This window comes from Paenibacillus thalictri (genome assembly GCF_004307995.1).
In the GTDB taxonomy this organism is placed as follows: Bacteria; Bacillota; Bacilli; order Paenibacillales; family NBRC-103111; genus Paenibacillus_AF; species Paenibacillus_AF thalictri.
Window position 1 is genome coordinate 468,966 of the sequence record NZ_SIRE01000003.1, and the last position, 19,971, is coordinate 488,936.

The 19,971-nt window shown below is 50.0% G+C and carries 18 protein-coding genes; 13 read left to right on the forward strand and 5 right to left on the reverse strand.

Features of this window, described 5'->3' with window-relative positions:
- The first annotated feature begins 21 nt into the window (after positions 1 to 21).
- Entirely contained in the window at positions 22 to 753 is a 732-nt protein-coding gene (locus EYB31_RS04355) for an exonuclease domain-containing protein (RefSeq protein ID WP_131012033.1), read from the forward strand.
- 317 nt (positions 754 to 1,070) lie between these two features.
- On the opposite strand, the gene EYB31_RS04360 is transcribed toward EYB31_RS04355, so the two are convergent.
- The gene (locus EYB31_RS04360) at positions 1,071 to 1,826 is read right to left on the reverse strand and encodes an IclR family transcriptional regulator (protein WP_131012034.1); all 756 of its coding nucleotides are present in this window, start codon (positions 1,824 to 1,826) and stop codon (positions 1,071 to 1,073) included.
- Between the two features lie 348 nt (positions 1,827 to 2,174).
- Here EYB31_RS04360 and EYB31_RS04365 point away from each other — a divergent pair, with 348 nt between their 5' ends.
- The 5 genes from EYB31_RS04365 to EYB31_RS04385 are packed head-to-tail and all read left to right on the forward strand — an operon-like array spanning position 2,175 to position 7,282.
- Positions 2,175 to 3,302, forward strand: coding sequence for an ABC transporter substrate-binding protein (locus EYB31_RS04365; protein ID WP_131012035.1), 1,128 nt, complete (start codon positions 2,175 to 2,177; stop codon positions 3,300 to 3,302).
- A gap of 57 nt (positions 3,303 to 3,359) precedes the next feature.
- A complete protein-coding gene (locus EYB31_RS04370) occupies positions 3,360 to 4,475 on the forward strand; it encodes an ABC transporter ATP-binding protein (RefSeq protein WP_131012036.1) in 1,116 nt (371 codons plus the stop codon).
- Positions 4,472 to 5,329 carry an ABC transporter permease gene (locus EYB31_RS04375; protein ID WP_131012037.1) on the forward strand — a complete coding sequence of 286 codons (858 nt, stop codon included), beginning with the start codon at positions 4,472 to 4,474 and terminating at the stop codon, positions 5,327 to 5,329. Before EYB31_RS04370 ends, EYB31_RS04375 begins: the two co-directional genes overlap by 4 nt.
- On the forward strand, positions 5,326 to 6,126 hold the full coding sequence (locus tag EYB31_RS04380) for an ABC transporter permease (RefSeq protein ID WP_131012038.1): 801 nt from the start codon (positions 5,326 to 5,328) through the stop codon (positions 6,124 to 6,126). The genes EYB31_RS04375 and EYB31_RS04380 overlap by 4 nt, the downstream gene beginning before the upstream one ends.
- 19 nt (positions 6,127 to 6,145) lie before the next feature.
- The gene (locus EYB31_RS04385; RefSeq protein WP_131012039.1) at positions 6,146 to 7,282 is read left to right on the forward strand and encodes a M20 family metallopeptidase; all 1,137 of its coding nucleotides are present in this window, start codon (positions 6,146 to 6,148) and stop codon (positions 7,280 to 7,282) included.
- Between the two features lie 1,130 nt (positions 7,283 to 8,412).
- Here EYB31_RS04385 and EYB31_RS04395 read toward each other — a convergent pair.
- Together EYB31_RS04395 and EYB31_RS04400 are read right to left on the reverse strand one after the other, a co-directional pair.
- Positions 8,413 to 8,853, reverse strand: a complete 441-nt coding sequence (locus tag EYB31_RS04395) for a M67 family metallopeptidase (RefSeq protein ID WP_165452201.1) — start codon at positions 8,851 to 8,853, stop codon at positions 8,413 to 8,415.
- 69 nt (positions 8,854 to 8,922) lie between these two features.
- A complete protein-coding gene (locus tag EYB31_RS04400; protein ID WP_131012042.1) occupies positions 8,923 to 10,224 on the reverse strand; it encodes an MFS transporter in 1,302 nt (433 codons plus the stop codon).
- Positions 10,225 to 10,380: 156 nt separating this feature from the next.
- On the opposite strand from EYB31_RS04400, the gene EYB31_RS04405 reads away from it, so the two are divergent.
- Positions 10,381 to 10,929 carry a TlpA family protein disulfide reductase gene (locus EYB31_RS04405; RefSeq protein WP_240762046.1) on the forward strand — a complete coding sequence of 183 codons (549 nt, stop codon included), beginning with the start codon at positions 10,381 to 10,383 and terminating at the stop codon, positions 10,927 to 10,929.
- Positions 10,930 to 11,083: 154 nt separating this feature from the next.
- On the opposite strand, the gene EYB31_RS04410 is transcribed toward EYB31_RS04405, so the two are convergent.
- Positions 11,084 to 12,151, reverse strand: a complete 1,068-nt coding sequence (locus EYB31_RS04410) for a branched-chain amino acid aminotransferase (RefSeq protein WP_131012043.1) — start codon at positions 12,149 to 12,151, stop codon at positions 11,084 to 11,086.
- A 223-nt stretch (positions 12,152 to 12,374) separates the two neighbouring features.
- On the opposite strand from EYB31_RS04410, the gene EYB31_RS04415 reads away from it, so the two are divergent.
- Positions 12,375 to 13,265 (forward strand): LysR family transcriptional regulator, encoded by an 891-nt coding sequence (locus tag EYB31_RS04415; RefSeq protein ID WP_131012044.1) that lies wholly within the window; start codon positions 12,375 to 12,377, stop codon positions 13,263 to 13,265.
- A 78-nt stretch (positions 13,266 to 13,343) separates the two neighbouring features.
- Here the strand turns inward: EYB31_RS04415 and cimA are convergent, their stop codons facing one another.
- Complete coding sequence (gene cimA / locus EYB31_RS04420) at positions 13,344 to 14,966, reverse strand: citramalate synthase (protein WP_131012045.1); 1,623 nt, start codon at positions 14,964 to 14,966, stop codon at positions 13,344 to 13,346.
- A gap of 260 nt (positions 14,967 to 15,226) precedes the next feature.
- Here cimA and queF point away from each other — a divergent pair, with 260 nt between their 5' ends.
- From queF to EYB31_RS04445, 5 genes are all read left to right on the forward strand, one after another.
- The gene (queF, locus tag EYB31_RS04425; protein WP_131012046.1) at positions 15,227 to 15,586 is read left to right on the forward strand and encodes a preQ(1) synthase; all 360 of its coding nucleotides are present in this window, start codon (positions 15,227 to 15,229) and stop codon (positions 15,584 to 15,586) included.
- Positions 15,570 to 16,862 carry a DNA polymerase IV gene (locus EYB31_RS04430; RefSeq protein WP_131012047.1) on the forward strand — a complete coding sequence of 431 codons (1,293 nt, stop codon included), beginning with the start codon at positions 15,570 to 15,572 and terminating at the stop codon, positions 16,860 to 16,862. The genes queF and EYB31_RS04430 overlap by 17 nt, the downstream gene beginning before the upstream one ends.
- A gap of 24 nt (positions 16,863 to 16,886) precedes the next feature.
- Complete coding sequence (gene mobB / locus EYB31_RS04435) at positions 16,887 to 17,381, forward strand: molybdopterin-guanine dinucleotide biosynthesis protein B (protein ID WP_131012048.1); 495 nt, start codon at positions 16,887 to 16,889, stop codon at positions 17,379 to 17,381.
- Positions 17,382 to 17,503: 122 nt separating this feature from the next.
- Entirely contained in the window at positions 17,504 to 17,740 is a 237-nt protein-coding gene (locus EYB31_RS04440) for a ferredoxin (RefSeq protein WP_131012049.1), read from the forward strand.
- A 143-nt stretch (positions 17,741 to 17,883) separates the two neighbouring features.
- Positions 17,884 to 19,734, forward strand: a complete 1,851-nt coding sequence (locus tag EYB31_RS04445; RefSeq protein ID WP_131012050.1) for a CHASE2 domain-containing protein — start codon at positions 17,884 to 17,886, stop codon at positions 19,732 to 19,734.
- Positions 19,735 to 19,971: the final 237 nt, after the last annotated feature.

Sequence of the window (19,971 nt, forward strand, 5' to 3'; positions counted from 1 at the left end):
TCGGGTGAGGTGGTCGGCGGTATGAAAGACATGCGGCCTGCGGGCAGATTTTTGCATCTATACAGGATGGGCGGGCTTACACCTGCAATAGCTTCGATGTTTGATGCGCAAAATGCCCAGCAGATGGCCTTCATCCGCTCCATCATGAAAGAGCAGCGCAAACATTCATTGTACGATATTCCGCTGGATACGGTGGAGCTGGTCGTTTTCGATCTGGAAACGACCGGCTTTTCGCCGTACAACGGGGACGAGATCATTTCGTTCGGCGCAGTGGCTGTGCAGGGCGGCAGCGTTTTGGAGGAGCAGAAATATTACAGCTTGGCCAATCCGAAAAGAACGATTCCGTCCAATATCGTCGAATTGACCGGGATTACGAACGAAATGGCGGAGGCGGCTCCCGAGCTGATCCAAGCGCTAAGCGGTTTTCTGGAATTTGTCCAGCGCAAAATATTAATCGCTCACGGTACGGGACATGACAAGCATTTTCTTAATTCGGCGTTATGGAAAACGTCGCGCATACAATTGCAGCACCGGCTGATCGACACCATTATGATAGCGAAATGGTTGAATCCGAAGCTTCCGAGTTACGATCTGGACTACTTGCTGGACATGTATGAAGTGCCGGTTACGGTACGGCATCACGCTTTGGAGGATGCAGTGATGACCGCCAAACTTTGGTCGAAATTTATGGCGGAAATCAAAGCGAGGGATGTGCTCACGTTAGGCGACTTGTACTCTCATTTAAGCAAATAAAGGCCGTTACGCTCTGATAGGAGGGTGTGACGGCCTTTTTGCAGCTTGAACCGATGTTGTTGCAGTATGCCAAAAAGACACGGCCCTTTAAGAGAGGCCGCGGAAAAAGTAGCTTAAGTGAGCGGAATCATGCTGGAGAAGCGCCAGCGTTCGCTTTTGTCCCTGAATTTCACCTGCCGCAAGCAGGTACATTCAAGAAACTCGGGGACAATGGGCGATCGTAAATATGATTCGCTCATGCGGCGTTCTCTTTTTCCGTGGCCTCCTTTAAGCGGGCGTGTCTTTTTTCGCATACGGGCGCCGAAAAGGAGAAGCGATTATTCCCGATAGCCAAGCTCGGCGGATATTTGCTTTGCCGTAGCGGTAACCTGCTCTACAAACTTGTCCCGCGAGACGCTTACGCGGTCGTTGGGGCCGATCATGCTGATTGCGGCGTTAACGGAGCCGTCCGCATCGTAAATCGGCGCGGCGATTCCGGATACGCCGACATTGCGCAGATTGGAGCTGAATTCATAGCCGTTGCTACGGATTAGCTTAAGCCGCTGCTTGATTTCCTCCGGCTCTCTGATGGAATGGGGAGTAAACGTCCGGATGCCTTCAGACAGCACGGTATCGATGAAGGCGTCGTCCCGGAAAGCGAGAATGGCTCTGGCCGCGGATGTAGCGTACAAAGGGAAACGCCGGTAGATTTCGACGTTAAACCGAATCGGGTGTGGCGAATCGATTTTATCGACATAAATGGCGTCGTACATATCTCTCACGCAAAGACAAGCAAGCTCTTGGGTCTTCTCCACCAGACTGCTTAAGAACGGCTTGGCAAACTCCACAAGATTGTGATTTTTGAGCACTTTATTGCCGAGCTCAAGCAATGTATATCCGAGGGAATACTGTTTATTAACCGGGTTCTGCTTAATGAAACCGTCGCTTTCCAGCGTCATCAGAAGCTTGTGAACCGCTCCTTTGGAAAGCTGCAAGCGGCGGCTTAATTCGCTCACGCCCATTTCTTTGGGAGCGTCGAGAAACAATTTCAGCAGCCTGCTGCCGTTTTTGACGGATGATAGATGGTTGTCCATAGTTTTGCGACTCCTTACATAATGCTGCTGCCGTATTTCTAATAAGCCACGCGACCCGCGTGTGCCCGGAGCTTTTTCGGCCGAGCGCTTGCTGTTGAAGTTGTTTTGTTCAGCTGCTTACGGTCAAAGAGATGAGACGAATGATGTCATGTTTAGAGGTTAGTTTATCATAAGATCCTTGTTTTTCCCACATGAACATCAAAAAATCCGTAACATCGCTGCCGCTGTCTTAGTTTTAAATTTTTGTATTGCAGCATGCCGGAATCGCGTGTTAAAATAAGTAACATGTTTACACATAGTAAACGATGTTCGTGTATAGAGAACGAAAATCTGAGGAGGACGATTGGGATGAAAAGATTAGGAACGCTGGTAACAGTTGCCGCATTGTGCGGCTCATTAATGGCGGGGTGCGGATCGAACGGCAAAGGGGCGGAAAACACAGGGACAGGCGGCGCTCCCGCTGCGGCTCCAAGCAAAGAAGCCGCACAGACGTTAACTCCGGAAAAACAGCTCATTGTTGCAGGCAACGGAGCGACAGTAGAGCAAATGATGAAAGACGATATTTTCAAAAAGTTCAATCAGAAATACCCTGATGTCAAGCTGACTTACGTATCCGGCGTATCTACCGAAATCGTCGCCAAAGCCAAGGCGCAAAAGGCCTCTCCTCAGATGGACGTTGCGATTGTCGAAGGCGGGGAACAGGAAGCGGGCCGTGTGGAAGGTTTATGGGCGCCGCTTTCCGAGCAAGATATCCCTAATATGAAAAAAGTCGCCGCGGATCTCAAGGTGAAGGATAACAGCGGGGTTGCCGTCAACTTCACGCCGATGGGGATCTCGTACAATGCGGAGACAGTGAAAGCCAAAGGCCTGCCTGTACCTGAATCGTGGAACGATCTGGCCAAGCCGGAAATGAAGGGCAATCTGACCATGACGGAAATTTCCAGCAACTTCGGCCGTTCGACTACCATTATGCTTGCTTACGCCAATGGAGGCTCGGAAAAAAATATCGATCCCGGCTTCGATAAACTGAAAACGATTGCGGGATATATGCCAACCTTCGCCAAGAGTGCGGCCCAGCTGCAGCAAAATATGCAGGACAAGACGGCGGCCTACACAACCTGGACGATGGCAAGAAGTCTTGTGCAGAAAGATGCCGGTCTTGATCTGCAGTTTGTCATTCCGAAGGAAGGCACCAATCTTGTGCCTAACGTAGCGACTATGATTCAGGGGGCAAAAAATCCGAACGCAGCCAAGCTGTTTATCGATTTTCTGCTGACCGACGAAATTCAGCAAATGTATGGAACAAAGCTGTATTACAACCCGGCTGCTTCGGTGAAGCTGCCTGACGACATTGCCAAGAAGCTTGATTTTGACCGCAAAAAGGTCGTTAACTTCGATCTGCAGGTTGTAGGCTCCAAAACGCCGGAATGGCTTGACCGTTTTAATAAAGAAATAGCTCCAAAGGTAGGTAAATAAACTCGATTGTTCGTGTAGATACGAGACTGCAAATATGGCGACTACAGGATAGGTGATATGGTGAATTCCCGCTTTGATGTCGAATTAAACAACATCCAGAAGAAGTTCGGCTCCAATATCGTTGTAGACAATTTCAATCTGCAAATCGAACAAGGAGAATGCGTGTCTTTTCTCGGGCCTTCGGGCTGCGGTAAAACGACTACGCTGAACATGATCGCCGGCTTCCTTGAGCCCGATCAAGGCGATCTGCTGATTAAAGGCCGCCGGATGAACGGCGTCCCTTCCAACAAACGCGAGCTTGGCATGGTATTCCAGACGTATTCGCTTTTTCCCCATATGACGATTTTTGAAAATGTGGCGTATGGTCTTAAGCTGAGAAAAACAGCCAAGGCGGAAATCGCCGAGCGGGTAAAAAAAGTGCTCGATGTCGTCAAGCTGCCGCAAGTCGGCGACCGTTACCCGAAGCAGCTGTCCGGCGGGCAGCGTCAGCGTATTGCGATTGCGCGGGCGCTTGTGACCGAGCCGTCCCTGCTGCTGCTTGACGAGCCGCTCAGTAATCTGGATGCGAAGCTGCGTGAAGAGCTGCGGGACGAGCTGAAGCGTCTGCAGCAGGAAATCGGGGTGACGACCATCTTTGTCACCCATGATCAGGAGGAGGCGTTGTATTTGTCCAACCGCATCGTTGTGCTTGACCACGGAAAAGTTGAACAGATCGGCACCCCATGGGACATCTATAACCGACCTGCTTCCGAATTCGTGCATACGTTTATCGGCAAGTCCAATCGGCTTGAGGTTATGGTGAATGAGCTTCGCGGCAGTGAAATTGCGCTTGAGACGGCAGAGGGAGTCCGGCTGGAAGGAAATGCCCGCGGGTTAAGTTTTCATGTTGGCGAGCCGGTGTCAGCTTATGTCCGACCTGAGAAAATACGCTTGCGCACTGCCGACGAGCGGATGAGCGACCGCGTCGGCGCCAACGAAGCGCAGGGCAAGGTGAAGCTGACTTCGTTCCTCGGCGCACATACGGAATGCGAGGTGGAGGTTGGCCGCAGCGATGTGATCGTACGGATTCCGGCAAGTCAAGAGCAGGAACGTTTTACGCCGGGCCAGCCCGTTGTATTATCGTGGGACTCCGATGATGTATTTGTCTTCGCTCGGAAAGAGAGCAAGCCATGAGCGGGGGGCGCAGCCGGTCGATGAAGACCGCCGCTTTGCTGCTGGCTCCGGGACTGATTGTCATTCTCGGGGTGTTTTTACTTCCGATGTTTTACATTTTCATATTAAGCTTGCAGGATAAGCATGAGCAATTTTCATTGGAAAATTATATATTGTTTTTTCAAGACTCGTATTATATCCAAATTTTGTGGAGAACGATCAAGATGAGCTTGCTTACGGTCATAGCGTGTTTTGTGCTTGGTTATCCGGTAGCGATGTATATGGCGCAAGCCTCCGGAAAAATGCGCGGGTTTATTACGTTTCTGATCATCTCCCCGCATTTGATCAGCGTGGTCATCCGCAATTTCGGATGGGTCGTTATTCTTGGAGACAAGGGCTGGATCAACAGCTCGCTTCTGAAGCTTGGTTTGATCGACAAGCCGCTTAAGCTGCTGTATAACGAGCTTGGCGTAGTGATCGGCTTGACCGACTCTTTTATCGTTTATATGATTTTGGCGATTGCGACAAGCCTGTATCAAATTGACGGCTCGTTGTATAAAGCTTCCGGTATTTTAGGCGCAAGCAAGCTGCGGACATTTTTATCGGTAACGCTGCCGCTGACGCTTCCCGGCATTATTGCCGGAACAACGCTTGTGTTCAGCCTCTCGATGAGCTCGTTTGTGACTCCGGCCCTGATGGGAGGCACTTCCGTCAAGGTGCTGCCTGTGATCGCTTACGAGAAGGTGATGGCGCAGCTGAATTGGCCGCTTGGCGCAGCCCTGTCGTTTATGCTGCTTTTCTTCACTATCGCCCTGGTCACGCTGTTTACGCGGCTGGTGGAAACAAAGCGTTATAAAGAGGTGTTCTCCTCATGAAAAAGTGGTCGCCTCTTGGAATCATTACCTTTATCGTTGTTTTGTTTGTTATCTCGCCGCTGCTTGTCATCATCCCGACATCGCTGACGTCGGTAAAATTTTTATCGTTCCCGCCGGTCGGATTTTCGCTGATGTGGTACGAGAAAATTTTGGACCGTCCGGAGTTTGTCGATTCGTTTATATTCAGCTTGGAGCTGGCTGCGTTATCCGCTATCATCGCTACACTGGTCGGGACGCTGGCGGCCATGGCGCTCCATCGTTACTCATTCCCGGGGCGTGGCGCGATTAATGCTCTCCTGCTTTCGCCGCTGACGGTTCCATCGCTGATTATCGGGATCGCCGCGCTGCTGTTTTTCACAAAATACGGTCTTGCCGGCACGTTCACCGGCCTGTTGTTGGCGCATGTGCTGATCTCGATTCCGTATGTCGTGCGGCTTGTGCTAACCGGTCTCAGCTCCTTCGACTATACGCTGGAGCGGGCTGCTTATATGCTTGGGGCGAAGCAGCTTAACGTGTTCTGGGACATTATGCTGCCGCTGATGAAACCGGCGATCATGTCGGGCATGATTTTTTCGTTCCTGACTTCCTTTGACAACGTAACCGTATCGCTGTTTCTCGTGTCGCCGTCCACAACGACGCTGCCGCTCGCTATATTCAGCTATATGCAGGAAACGTTGGATCCGCTGGTTGCCTCAATCTCATCGGTCGTTATTTTGCTGAGTCTTGTATTTATTATTATTCTGGAGCGCGTTTACGGGCTGGACCGGCTGTTCGGCACCAACTCGCACTCCCACTAACGGAGTTGCCATTACATCTATGTCATTGATTGAAAAAATAAAGTCCAACCTGCCGGAACTGCTGCACCTGCTCGAACAAAGCGTCAATATGGACTCGCCGTCGCGAAGCAAGCCGCACAACGACCGGATGGCCGACTGGTTTACGCAGCAATTTATCCGGTTGACCGGCGGCCGCGTGCAGCGATTGTGTCATGATACGGCCGGCGATCGGCTTGTATGCACTGTCGGAGACGGTCCCAGCCAGGTTCTGCTTGTCGGCCACTACGATACGGTATGGCCGATTGGCGAAGCGCAGCGGCGTCCGTTCCGCATCGAAGACGGCATCGCCTACGGTCCCGGGGTTTACGATATGAAAGCCGGCCTGCTGCAGGCTATGTTTGCCCTTAAGGCGCTGCTTGATGAAGGGCGTTTCCCGCAGGGAAAACGCGTGACGCTGCTCATTAACAGCGACGAGGAAATCGGCAGCCCGACCTCCCGGGAGCTGATTGAAGAGCTGGCGCGAGTCTCGTCCGCTTCGCTGGTGCTTGAGCCGCCAATGGAGCCTAACGGCGCGCTCAAAACGGCGCGCAAAGGAAGCGGCCGCTACAAGCTGGCCGTTCGCGGCGTCTCGGCCCATGCCGGGGTCAACCCGGAGAAAGGCGTCTCGGCTATTCAAGAGCTGGCCTGCCAAGTTCAGAGGCTGCATGCGCTGACGAATTATCAGGTTGGCACGACGGTTAATGTCGGAGTTGTCCATGGAGGCATTGGCAGCAATGTCGTCGCCGATTATGCCGAAGCGGAAATTGATGTGCGCGTAGCTAGCGGAGAAGAAGCGGAGCGTATCGACGCCGCGCTGAAAAGTTTGTCCCCCTTTATGGAGCATGCCGAGATCTGCGTGACCGGCGGCATGACGCGGCCGCCGATGGAGCGTACCGGGGAAGGCGCGGCATTGTACGAGTTGGCCAAACGTATTGCCTGCGACGAGCTGGCTTTTGCTTTGGAAGAAACCGCAACAGGCGGCGTTAGCGATGGCAATTTCACAGCCGCCGCAGGTACGCCCACGCTGGACGGCCTCGGCGCCCGCGGCGATCATGCCCACTCGCCGCTTGAATTTGTGCGCATCGACGAAATACCGCTTAGAACTGTTTTGCTTGCTAGATTAATTGAAAGCTGCTGATGCAAAAAAAGGTCTCCGCACAATCAAGGAGGCCACTGAAAAAGTGAACGCTGCATGAACGAATCATTCTTACGATCGCCAATTGTCCCCGAATTTCTTGAATTGTACCTGCTTTTGGCAGGTGATATTCGGGGACAAAAGCGAACGCTGGCGCTTCTCCAGAATGATTTCGCTCACTACGCTACTTTTTCAGTGGCCTCCAATCAAGAGCGGAGACCTTTTTGCATTGGTTTTATCGTAAAAGATTGCTGCAGTTATTGTTTATTAATGGAAATTTACGCATTATTTAGTGATTTATAACCGTGTGGGTGTAGGCTAACGGAGCTACCCGAATCCGAGTAAAAGTCTTCAGCTTTCCAATACTCTAGCTTGAATTTTTCGATGTTCTGCTTTGCGTTAGCAGATTCAAGCTTGCTTGTAACGTTTATTCTATACATGAAGTCAAAAAAAGCATTATATCTAAATAACTGTGAACGCAGCAATTCTGGGATTGCATTGTCTCTGAAAAGGTGTCCACTTTTTATTCTAATCGTATATTCATCGATATGAATCGGACATCTTTGTCGCTATGACAAGCTGCCACCAGAATTACATATGCAAACATCACGCGCCAAAGCTAACGGACAGCAGCGTCGCTATATGGCAAAAAAATCGGGGTTTTCTTTTCTAACGGACAGCAGCGACTCTATTTGCCCAAAAAAGTCGGGAAAATCGCGATGGCAGGCCAAATAAGAGCGTCGGTGTCCGTTACAATTAGCAAGCCTTGAATTTGGTTTACATAGCAGCGTGCATGTCCGTTAGAGGGGTTTCTCCAATATTGGAGATGCACGGGTAGCAAACCTTGTCTAGCTGATGGGTTCCCACTCATGACACGCACAAAAGTTTGTTAATTCCTGTGACACAACTTGGTCAATTGGCTTCTTACCTGACAACATCACCTGCTTTTCTCCTGATTACGCGCCAAAACAAACTCACCGTATCAGGACCGTCGGGCGATTTGGCCAGACGTTTATTTGTTTGTGACAAATGCTGCTTGTTAAGTGCGATTGTTCCAGCAAACTCGAGGAACCAGGACCGTCAGGCGCTTTCATCAGACTGCCCTTATTTGCTTGTGATAAAGGAACTGCTTGCTAAGTGCGATTGTCCTCGCAAACCGAAAAGCAAACTGATTCATAGACAGTTCCGCGGCCGATTGAGTCATAGCGGTAACATCGCACGTGCGGGTTGCTGGGGGCGGCATACGAAACGATCCAATGTGTCGGGACAGTATGCCATTCCGTCAATAAATCTTGTTCGGAGGGAATAGCGGGAGCCAGCGGGTGGGTGTGATAAAAGCCTGCCAGCCGAGGCGCTCCCGAAGTTTCCTTAATGTATGGCAGCAGATGCAGCGGATCCATGAGAAAATGGTTTAGCGGCCCGGTTGAGATATTGGGGACGGGCACAAACGTATGCACAAACGTGGCTGCCGCCTCGACGTCCCCTAGCAACACGCCGCATGCTTCATAGGGCAGCTGTGTTTGGCCGTATTCGATCATACGCTTCAGAACGGACCGGTATATAAAAGCTTTCATATGTATGCCCCCGATACATCTAAGCTTATAGATGGATAAGCTCATTATATCCGGGGGAAGGGCGATCGTTCAACCGATCTGCCCTGCAGGTTTGATAAGGAAGAACGTAAGCGCAAATGCAACGAAAGCCAGTGACGAAACGGTGATAAACACCATCTGATCGGAGATATCCATCAACCAGCTGAACAAAGGCGGTCCGAAAGCGACCCCGAGGAATCGCAGAGAGCTGTAGATCGAAGTAATCATCCCTCTTTCCTGCTTCTCGACCGAACCGGTTATCATCGTATTTAAACAAGGGAGAAGCAGCCCTGTGCCGATGCTGCTTGCCGTGAGCAGTCCGATAAATAGGTATAGATTTTGCTTGTTGAACCAAATACATAAGGCCAGCGAGATCGTCATCAGGACAAGCCCGATGTTGATTACCCAACGCATCGCCGTGCCGTTCTTTTTGATTAATGCGCCTGTCGTGTAGGAAGTCACGACCATACCTAGAAGCGGTATGGCAAGGACCAGGCCTTTTTTCACCCCATCAATGTTAAACGGAGGTTTCTCTAAAATTTGCGACAAATAAAAAAGTACGCCAAACAGGACAAACAACGCCATGGCCCCGGTAAAAAAAGAAGTGATCAGCCAGCGGCCTTTTTTCTTTAACGTTGCCCCGACTTTTTGCAGGTAAGGCTTGAGGGCGGGGGCTTCCTGTTTTTTCTTCGGTTCTTTTAACATAAAAATCGTCGCCAGCAGCGAAAGCAGGCAAAATACCGGGAATGCAAAAAATGCCGCATACCAGACGATTAAAGCAAGCAGCGATCCCAGAATCGGGCTGACTACCTTGCCGGTTCCGTTAGAGGCTTCAGTCAAACCAAGCGCTTTGCTTTCCATCCCCCCGCTGTATAAATCACCGGCTAAAGCCATCGCAATGGGGGCCGTTCCGGCGGCTCCTAACCCTTGTATTGCCCGGGCAATGATGATGACGGTGTACGAGTTCCAGATCGCGCCGAAGCCTGCCAGTACGCCTGCTGCGCCGTATACGATAAGGGATGGAATGATGATTGCCTTGCGGCCAAATCGGTCCGATAAGTAACCTGCAACTGGAATAACAAGTCCTGCGGTAACGGAAAATAATGATATGATCAGGCTGCTTTGGAATTTGGAGATCCCCAGCTTTTCCTCCATGTCCGGCAAAATAGGCACCAGCATGGAATTGCCCAGAACAAGAACAAGCGGGATCGTAGCCAGAGCGATAAATTCCCAGATATGGCCTTTGGAAGAAGCTCCGCTTTGGTTTTCTTTAGTTTTTTCGGCGGCTTGCGGGCTGTCTTCAATATCGCTTTCGAACACAATACTTAACTTGCGCTGCTTTGTTTTTTCCATTTCGTACAGTTCCTCCTGCCTGCCAAATGTACAATTAATTTATCCTGATCCGAAAACGCTCATACTGCCGAACATATTCCAGCAAAAAAAGGTTGGATTTTGTTATGTTTTGGCGATAATATATAAAACGACATCTTTTGTAAGGGGATCAATGCGATGCTGAAACGCAATCTGATTGTTTGTTTGCTTATTATAGCGCTGGCCGGCTTTGCGGTGTACGAGCATATGTCGGTAAGCAGCGCCAAAGAGTCTACAGCCGCCGGTTTTGATGAGCCGGCTACGGAGCAGCTCCAGAAGCCCGCACCTTCTTTTACGCTTAAAAGTTTGGACGGGACCAGCTACACTGTTGGCGGCCCCAGAGAAAAACCGCTAATCGTCAACTTCTGGGCTTCATGGTGCGACCCGTGTCATCAAGAAGCGCCTGACTTGAAGAAAATAGCCGATCAATATAAAAACGATCTTGATTTCTATGCCGTTAACGTAACCAAAGGGGATACGGAGAAAAACGCCAAGGATTTCGTCAAACAATATGATTTTAAAATGCCTGTGCTGATGGATATGGACGGGAAAGTCTCCGAACAATACCGCGTCTTATTTATACCGACTACTTATTTGATTGACCGCGACGGCACCATCCGTGAAGTCGTTCATGTACTTACGCCGCAGCAGTGGGAGAAGAAAATTAAGGCGCTGCTCAAAAAATAGCGGATACCGCAAAAACAACAAACGAAAAAAGCCCTCATGATCCCGCAGGCATAAACCTGTTGAATCATGGGGGCTTTCATTTACGCTCCGACTTGGTTGCGGCTGCTGGATGCAGCTTGTTGGAACGCGATAGTGACGTATGGATGGCCTTATCTTAAAGCTTCATGGTCCAGCCGAAAGGATCGGGCAGTACGCCGCGCTGAATACCGGTTAAAGTATCGTAGAGCTTAGCCGAAAGCTCGCCGGTTTCTCCGCCGTTTAAAGTAATCTCCTCATCTTTCCAGCAGAGCTGTCCGATTGGGGAAATAACAGCGGCCGTACCTGTGCCAAAAGCTTCTTCCAGCGTACCGTTTTTGTGTGCTTCATAAAGCTCTTCGATCGAAATGGTGCGTTCTTCGACAGGAACGTTCCAGGATGCTAGCAGCTCAAGAATGGATTTGCGCGTGATGCCGTCCAAAATGCTGCCGTTCAGCTCCGGGGTAATTACGGTGCCGTTTACTTTGAAGAATACGTTCATGCTGCCGACTTCTTCAATATATTTATGATGCACGCCGTCGAGCCACAGGACTTGGGAATATCCTTTGCCGGACGCTTCCTCCTGGGCTTTCAGGCTGGCTGCATAGTTTCCGCCTGTTTTTGCCGTGCCGACGCCGCCTTTGACCGTACGGACATAATCGGATTCCACATAAATTTTGACCGGATGAATGCCTTCGGCGTAATAAGCGCCGACCGGCGACATAATGATCAGAAATTGGTACGTATGCGACGGGGCCACACCTAAGGAAGCTTGAGTGGCGATGACGAAAGGACGGATGTATAAAGACGTGCCTTCGACTTCCGGAATCCAGTCCTGATCGATTTCGACAAGCTTGCGTAAGCCTTCAATCGCCAATTCTTCATCAAGCTCAGGAATGCTCATTCTGACGTTCGAACGGTTTAAGCGTTTGAAATTTTGATCCGGACGGAACAGCAAGGTGCGTCCTTCGGAAGTGCGATAAGCCTTCAAACCTTCGAATACCGTTTGGCCGTAATGAAATACGCGCGCAGCGGGATCCAATGTAATCGGTTGGTAAGGAATGATGCGCGGGTTGTACCAGCCTTGTTCGACACTGTAATCCAAGATGAACATATGATCGGTGAAATGTTTGCCGAAAATAAGATGGTTTGGATCCGGCTTTTGTTTTCTGGTGGTTGACTGGGTGATTTCAATAGAATACGCCATTGTTCTTTAACAGCTCCCTTATTTAAGCAAAATGAATAGACCCTCCCGCTAGCACGGTCGTTGTCCCGAGAAGAACCATTATACAAGTTTTCTAATGATGCGACGATCCTATACTAGATACATTTAATGCTATCACATAATATAGCATATTCAAAATATTTGTTTTGTGGGATAATCATACCTAAGAGGTATGATGCAGTAGAAAAGGAGTTTGGTGGATACCATGGATATTCGTCAGATGCGGTATTTTTTGGCTATCGCCAGCGAGCAGCAAATTACAAGGGCGGCGAAACGCCTGAATATGGAACAGCCGCCGCTCAGCAGGCAATTGAAGCAAATGGAAGAGCAGCTTGGCGTAACTTTGTTCGACAGGTCGGGCAAACGGCTTACGCTTACGCCTGCGGGGGAGCTTCTGCGCCAGAAGGCGGAGCGGTTTATTCACGAATTTGATGAAACGATGAAAGAAGTGCAGGAGCTGGACGAGGGGATCAAAGGCGTTCTTGGCATTGGCGCGGTGGTCTCCTGTATATCGCTATTGCCTAGCCGGATTGAAAGATTCCGCAAAAGCTACCCGGAGGTCACGTACAAAATATGGGAGGGAGATCACTTCCTGCTTGCCGATTTGCTCGAGAGGCGCAACATCGAACTGGTTGTCGCAAGACTGCCGTACGAAGCGGATGCGGGACAAGAGTCATATTCCGTGCTGCCGCTGCCGTCGGATCCATTTGTCGCTGTCATTCCCGCGGGATGGCATTCAAACGCTGGCACCGAAGCCATCCAGATGAAAGAGCTGGCCGATTTCCCGTTTCTGACGTTAAAAACGGACCGGACGGTTGGCATGCACGAAAGGGTCATTAAAGAATGCCGCGACCACGGATTTGAGCCCCAGGTGATCTGCGAATGCTCAAGCGTCACGATTATTTTGTCGCTGGTTGCTGCGGGGATCGGCGCCACGGTTTTTCCCAAGTCGGTTATGTCGTCGTTTACGTTGCTCGGCATTAAAGTGCTGGCCATCTCGGACACCGATTTTCAATCGGATGTGGGCGTGCTTTGGCTCAAGGACCGGTATTTGTCCAAAAGCGCCAGGCGATTTATCGATATATTTGCCGAATAGCGGTGCAAAACAAACAACCTTGGCCTGCGGGCCAAGGTTGTTCTATTTCTGCGGAGCTATGGTTAGCGCACGCGGCCTTTAGTGATTGACCAGTCCGACTCTTTCCTTCTGATCGTCTGCGGATTGGGGTGTGCATTCTTGTCCGATCAATGCGTAGCGGAAGCTGTCGATCAAGGCGTGCCAGCTTGCTTCGATGACGTTCTCCGAGACGCCAACCGTGCTCCACGAGTTATTGAAGTCGGTTGATTCAATCAACACGCGGACTTTAGCGGCGGTTGTGTCTTTTTCGTCAAGCACACGGACCTTGTAATCGGACAGATGGATTTGCTGCAGATTCGGAAAGTATTGCAGCAAACATTTGCGCAGCGCGTTGTCGAGCGCGTTAACCGGCCCGTTGCCTTCGGCGGCGTTGTATACCGTCTCGTTGCCGATTTTGATTTTGACAATCGCTTCGGATACGCTCGGATTATCGGCCGATTTTTCAACAAGCAGTTTAAAAGATTCAACCGTAAACATTTCTTCGATCTTGCCGTATGCGTCGCGAATCAGCAGCTCCAGGCTGGCATCGGCTCCTTCGAATTGGTAGCCTTCATGCTCCATCTGTTTGATTTTTTCGATCAGCTGCTTCGATTGCGAGTTGTCGTTGCTGAACTCCAGTCCCATTTCCTGCGCTTTAAACACAAGGTTGCTTTGGCCTGCAAGCTCGGATACGAGCACCCGCTGTTTGTTGCCGACCAGCTCCGGTCTGATATGCTCGTATGTGCTGGCATTGCGCAGGATCGCCGATACGTGGATTCCGCCTTTATGGGCGAAAGCGGCAGCGCCGACAAACGGCTGATTAACCGGCAGGGCCATATTCGCAATCTCGCTGACATACCGCGCAACTGGAGTCAATCCTTGAAGCTGCTCGCTGCTGATGACGTTATAGCCTAATTTCAGCTGCAAGTTAGGAATGATCGAAACTAGATTGGCATTGCCGCAGCGTTCGCCGAAGCCGTTGATTGTGCCCTGCACCTGAGTGGCGCCGGCCATAACGGCGGCCAAGCTGTTGGCTACCCCCAGCTCGCAATCGTTGTGGGCGTGAATGCCGACGGGGCAAGCTTTGATTTCGGCGCATACATGGGTTACGATCGCAGAAACCTCGTGTGGCATCGTTCCGCCGTTGGTGTCGCATAATACGATCCAGTCGGCGCCGGCTTCTTCGGCTTTTTTGATCGTTTGCACGGCATAATCCTTGTTGTTCTTATATCCGTCAAAGAAGTGCTCGGCGTCATAAATGACCTCAAGCCCTTGGTTTTTTAAATATTTCACCGAGTCGTAAATCATCGACAAGTTTTCTTCCAGCGTGGTCTGGATCGCTTTATGCACATGGAAGTCCCACGACTTGCCGAAGATGGTTGCAACCTTAACGCCGACTTCCAGAATCCGGCGCAAATTAACGTCCTCTTCGGGTTTGGTGTCTTTGCGCCGCGTGCTGCCAAACGCTGTAATTTTGGCATGCGTCAAATGAAGCTCGCTTGCGCGGTTGAAAAATTCAATGTCTTTATTGTTGCTGCCAGGCCATCCGCCTTCAATATATGTAACGCCCAAAGCGTCTAGTTTTTGCGCGATTTTTAATTTGTCCTCGACGGATAAGCTGATTCCTTCGCCTTGCGTTCCGTCCCTCAACGTCGTATCGAATATTTTTACCGTATTCGTCATTAAAAGGTCCTCCTGTTTTTTCTCGAAACTCGTAGTCTTTGAAATTAGATTAAATTATTATACCATAATTGAACAAGACTGCACATGAATATGTTGTTCAGGCGGTATTGGGGAAGTAAGCAGGTACATACCCATTGTCCCATTCTTTAAGAATGGAAAGAAGCAGGAAAAGAACTGGCAGTTCGCTTGACCGCGGCGGGCATCAATTGTATGCTGATAATGTTATATTTTATTTAATATGTTGGAGGTTATCTTAAGCAATGACTACAAAGCCGTCTAGAACTATGCAGCCTGTTCCGAATCCGCATCCAGATCGTGAATACGAAGTGGAAATCGAATGCCCGGAATTTACGGCTCTATGCCCGGTTACCGGCCAGCCGGACTTCGCCACGATTACGTTTAAATATATTCCGGGTCCGTCCATCGTTGAACTGAAATCTTTGAAGCTGTATATGTGGAGTTTCCGTGACGAAGGGCACTTTCATGAAGATGTAACCAATCAGATTCTGAAAGACTTCGTACAATTCATTCAGCCGAAGAAGCTGCAGGTTGTCGGTAAATTTAACGTAAGAGGCGGTATTTATACGACCGTCAGGGCGGAGTATGAAGCCGGCAAGTGACAGCTACCCGAAGGCCGGCCGTGTCATTCTGCATATTGATATGAATGCATTTTATTGTTCTGTGCATGAAGCGGTCGAGCCCGAGAAGTACGCCGGCAAACCGATTGCGGTGGCCGGCAGCGTCGAGCTGCGCAAAGGCATTATTGTGACGTGCTCCTACGCCGCCCGCGGCAAAGGAGTGCGCACAGGGATGCTTGTCCGGGAAGCTGTCAAGTTTTGTCCGGAAATTGTGCTGATTAAACCCAATTTTGAGCTGTACCGCCAATTTTCGCGGGAGTTTATGAAAATCGCTTACGATTATTCGCCGCTTGTCGAAACGATGTCGATCGATGAGTGTTATGTGGATATTACCGGTTCCAAGCAGTTCGGAACACCTCTGGAGATTGCGGAGCGAATCCAGTACCGGGTGCGTGAAGAACTGGGCTTGCCTTGTTCGATCGGAGTTGCTCCCAATAAACTGCTGGCCAAAATGGCATCGGATATGAAAAAACCTAACGGAATAACGGTATTACGCAAAAGGGATGTTCCAGCATTGTTGTGGGATAAGCCCTGTTCGTATTTGTTCGGCATTGGTAAGAAGACGGCTGAGAAGCTGGAGAAAATGAATATCAGAACGCTTGGCCAGCTGGCGGCGGCTGACGAAAGCAAGCTGAACGCCGCATTTGGCGTGCTGGGGAGCTGGCTGAAGCAGGCCGCAAACGGTATTGATTTGTCCCCCGTCAATCCCGAACGGGAGCAAAGCAAATCGATCGGGCACACAACCACTTTACCGTCGAATTACAGCGAATGGGAACCGATTCAGCGCGTTTTTCTGAACTTGGCCGACCAAGTGGCCCGCCGGTTGAGACGCCAAGAGCTGGTGGCGGAAACCGTGCAGATCACCATCCGCAATCCGGATATGAAGACGATTACAAGATCCGTTACGCTGGAAGCGCCGACAGAACGCATGGATGAAATTTACAAGATGGCGTGCCAGCTATTTCAGCGTCACTGGCGGCTTCCGGCTCCCGTCAGGCTGCTTGGCATTACGCTGCAGGGCTTGCAGTTGAAAACGGATGCCGCGATCCAGCTTGATTTGTTCAGTTATACCCAGGAGCCAAACAAGGAGCGGCTGACCAAAGCGATGGACGCCATCCGCGACAAATTCGGCGAAAGCGCGATTTTAACCGCAGGCATGCTGGGGGATGACCCTTCGGCGCTTATACGAAATTACAAGGAGCGGGGAACTTCGCTGCAGATGGACCATCTGAGGCAGCAGCCTCTTGGCGAAGAGTAGCCTGCAGAATGAGAGGATTACAAGGTGGCGGCTGTGATCGGTTTTGCAGGTTTTTCGAATAGCGGGAAGACAACGTTGATTGCCGGACTGATTCCGCATCTGAGGGGACGGGGCCTCTCCGTTGCGGTCATTAAGCATGATGCCCACGGGCATTATAAGGAAGCGGAAGGGACGGATACGGCGGCATTTGCCGATGCCGGCGCTGATGGCTTTATGGCATTGTCTCCGAACGGGTATTATATGCATGAGCGGCGGAACCTCGCATTGGACGATGCTGTCCGGAAACTTCAACATTATGACCTGATTTTGGCGGAAGGATTCAAACGCGAGCCGCATCCGAAAATTGCCGTGTTTTTGCGCCACGATCAATCGGCAATTATGGAGCTGCTTCCTCATCCGCCGATCGCAATTGCCGCTGTTTGTCCTTATGAATGCGGAAATATCCCTGTATTTAATATCAATAATTATTCCGGCCTTTCTGCATGGATGATTGCTTATTTGGGGAAACTGGGACAGTAACAGCCGGATGCAGAAGTGCTGTTTGTTTGATTTGGGCGGTTTGCAAAGATTATATGTTTGAACTTTTGTCCGTTTTATATTATATTTTATGTTGAGGTTACATTTGAGGGAGGAAATTAGACATGGCAAAATACACTTGGGTAGACAAAGATACCTGTATCGCTTGCGGCGCTTGCGGCGCCACAGCGCCAGATATTTACGATTACGACGATGAGGGTTTGGCTGAAGTTATTTTTGACGGGGACGGAAACTCAGGAAACACAGAAATTCCAGAGGACCTGTACGATGATCTTCAAGATGCTCAAGACGGCTGCCCTACGGACTCCATCAAAGTGGCGGACGGCGCTTTCGGCAAATAATAATGATAGACCCAGACAAGCCTTTTCCTTATTTTAGGGAAAGGCTTTTTTGTGCGGTATTTTCATAAAATTTATCTCTGTGCGGTATGCATTTATGTTAAAATAAGGAACAAAATCAATGTGGTAGAACCAAGGGGGCTCTTATGAAATTCGTTCTCAACAAATCCGCTGTCATCGCAGCGGGTAATGTGCTGGTTGTGCTTATATGCTTATTCCTGTTCGCTTCAGGTGTTCTGGGCGTATTAAGCCATGCGGTATACGATTTTAACATGAAAAATTCGATGTCCCATGAGCCGCATGAGGATATTGTCGTTGTTGGAATCGATACGGAATCGATCAAGACCGTAGGACCGTATCCGTGGGACCGCAAAGTGTATGCCAAGCTGATCGATCTCCTGGAAAAAGCGGGAGCGAAGGTTATCGCCTTTGATATCGAGCTTTATACGGAGAGCAATAATCCGGACAGCGACAAGGCGTTGGCGCAGGAACTGAGCAAATACAAAAACATTATCGTTCCTTCACATGCCGATTTGGAAGGTCAAATATCCCGTTCCACCGTGGTGAAAAAAGGCGAGCTTATCATGGCCGAGAAAGTGGTGCAGCCGATCCCGATATTTGCCAGCTCCGTGCAAAAGGCGCATATCAACGCGGCTTTCGACGATGACGGCGTAGTGCGCAACAACTGGCTGCAAATCAATTCGCCTGATGGCATCTTTCCTTCCATGGGTTTTAAAGCCGCAGAGATGGCGGGGACCAACGTGCAGCCGTATCTTAATCTGCCGACGCTTCCCAATCATCCCAAGTCGGAGATTGCAATCAAGTGGGATGCGGGAGAATACGACTTCGAAACGATTCCATTTGCGAAGGTGCTGAATGGCGGAGTTCCGGCCAGCATTTTCAAAGACCGCATCGTATTTGTCGGTTATACGGCGCCCGGCTCCGATGAAGGCATCACGCCGATCGAAAAACATATTCATATGGTGTACGCGCATGCGAATATCGCCAACCAGATTTTAAAGGGCACAAAAGTTACATTTGCAAACAGCTGGATTCCGATCCTGCTCGCTGCTCTCGCCATTGCGGTTATCGGACTTTTGACCTGGAGACTTAAAGCGATTATGGGTGTGCTGCTCGTTCTTGTAGCTGTGATTGCTTTGTTTGCCGTACAGTTTTTCGTATTCAAATCTTCATCCGTATTTGTCGATGTGGTAGGCGTCATCATCAGCGGTCTTGTAGCGTACGTGGGCAACATTGCGATGAAAACTTACTTTGAAACGAAACAGAAAAACTATATTACGAAACAATTCGGCCGTTATATTTCTCCCGATCTGGTTAAGGAAATCGCTAGCAGCGACAAAGAGATTCAGCTGGGCGGCATCAGCAAGGAGCTGACCGTGTTGTTTTTGGACGTGAGGGGTTTTACGCCGTTGTCCGAGAAGTTGAATCCGGAAGAAGTGGTCGGATTCTTGAACATGATGTTCGACTTAATTACGGAGCGGGCGCTCGTAAACCACGGGACCATCGATAAATTTATCGGCGACGCGGCTATGATTTTGTACAATGCGCCGCTTGACGTGCCAAATCATCCTTATTACGCGGTAAAGACTGCGTATGACATTCAGAAGGGGATGGAGAAGGTTCGTGCCGACGTCCTGGAAAAATACGGCGTTACGATAGCCGTCGGAATCGGGATTAACACGGGCAATGTGGTCGTGGGCAACATCGGGTCTTATTTGCGGGTCGATTATACAGCGATTGGAGATAACGTGAATACCGCGGCCAGAATCGAGTCCAACACAAGCCCGAACCAAGTGTTGGTATCGGAAGTGACCTATGAACTGACGAAAGAATATTTTGAGTATAACTATGCCGGCGAGAAACTGATGAAAGGGAAAAGCGTGCCGCTGAAGTTATTTGAGGTGCTTGGCGTCAAAGGCGCCCCGGCCGATGCTGCGGAACGCGGAGACGCGCAAACTCCCGGCAGGGCATCCTAATGCATTACCCTTCTTTTGCGAGCTGCGAAAGAAGGGGTTTTTTTGTGAAAAAAGTCGTATAACCTATAAAAATATGAATTTCTGCGGAAACAATTATTGTCAATTGGAATCTAGCACCTTAAAATGAGAATAGTACCTATTGGGGAGGATTTTTGCCGCTTTCAATTGCTTCCTATGACACTCGACAACGTACGGATAGGTCAATTGATAGAATACGAGAGGAGATTTTCAGTGGAG

What these genes read in the sequence shown, in the direction of transcription:
- EYB31_RS04355 (WP_131012033.1), top strand. Translation starts at nt 22, where the DNA reads ATGAAAGACATGCGGCCTGCGGGCAGATTTTTGCATCTATACAGGATG.
- EYB31_RS04360 (WP_131012034.1), bottom strand. Translation starts at nt 1,826, where the DNA reads ATGGACAACCATCTATCATCCGTCAAAAACGGCAGCAGGCTGCTGAAA.
- EYB31_RS04365 (WP_131012035.1), top strand. Translation starts at nt 2,175, where the DNA reads ATGAAAAGATTAGGAACGCTGGTAACAGTTGCCGCATTGTGCGGCTCA.
- EYB31_RS04370 (WP_131012036.1), top strand. Translation starts at nt 3,360, where the DNA reads ATGGTGAATTCCCGCTTTGATGTCGAATTAAACAACATCCAGAAGAAG.
- EYB31_RS04375 (WP_131012037.1), top strand. Translation starts at nt 4,472, where the DNA reads ATGAGCGGGGGGCGCAGCCGGTCGATGAAGACCGCCGCTTTGCTGCTG.
- EYB31_RS04380 (WP_131012038.1), top strand. Translation starts at nt 5,326, where the DNA reads ATGAAAAAGTGGTCGCCTCTTGGAATCATTACCTTTATCGTTGTTTTG.
- EYB31_RS04385 (WP_131012039.1), top strand. Translation starts at nt 6,146, where the DNA reads ATGTCATTGATTGAAAAAATAAAGTCCAACCTGCCGGAACTGCTGCAC.
- EYB31_RS04395 (WP_165452201.1), bottom strand. Translation starts at nt 8,853, where the DNA reads ATGAAAGCTTTTATATACCGGTCCGTTCTGAAGCGTATGATCGAATAC.
- EYB31_RS04400 (WP_131012042.1), bottom strand. Translation starts at nt 10,224, where the DNA reads ATGGAAAAAACAAAGCAGCGCAAGTTAAGTATTGTGTTCGAAAGCGAT.
- EYB31_RS04405 (WP_240762046.1), top strand. Translation starts at nt 10,381, where the DNA reads ATGCTGAAACGCAATCTGATTGTTTGTTTGCTTATTATAGCGCTGGCC.
- EYB31_RS04410 (WP_131012043.1), bottom strand. Translation starts at nt 12,151, where the DNA reads ATGGCGTATTCTATTGAAATCACCCAGTCAACCACCAGAAAACAAAAG.
- EYB31_RS04415 (WP_131012044.1), top strand. Translation starts at nt 12,375, where the DNA reads ATGGATATTCGTCAGATGCGGTATTTTTTGGCTATCGCCAGCGAGCAG.
- cimA (WP_131012045.1), bottom strand. Translation starts at nt 14,966, where the DNA reads ATGACGAATACGGTAAAAATATTCGATACGACGTTGAGGGACGGAACG.
- queF (WP_131012046.1), top strand. Translation starts at nt 15,227, where the DNA reads ATGACTACAAAGCCGTCTAGAACTATGCAGCCTGTTCCGAATCCGCAT.
- EYB31_RS04430 (WP_131012047.1), top strand. Translation starts at nt 15,570, where the DNA reads ATGAAGCCGGCAAGTGACAGCTACCCGAAGGCCGGCCGTGTCATTCTG.
- EYB31_RS04440 (WP_131012049.1), top strand. Translation starts at nt 17,504, where the DNA reads ATGGCAAAATACACTTGGGTAGACAAAGATACCTGTATCGCTTGCGGC.
- EYB31_RS04445 (WP_131012050.1), top strand. Translation starts at nt 17,884, where the DNA reads ATGAAATTCGTTCTCAACAAATCCGCTGTCATCGCAGCGGGTAATGTG.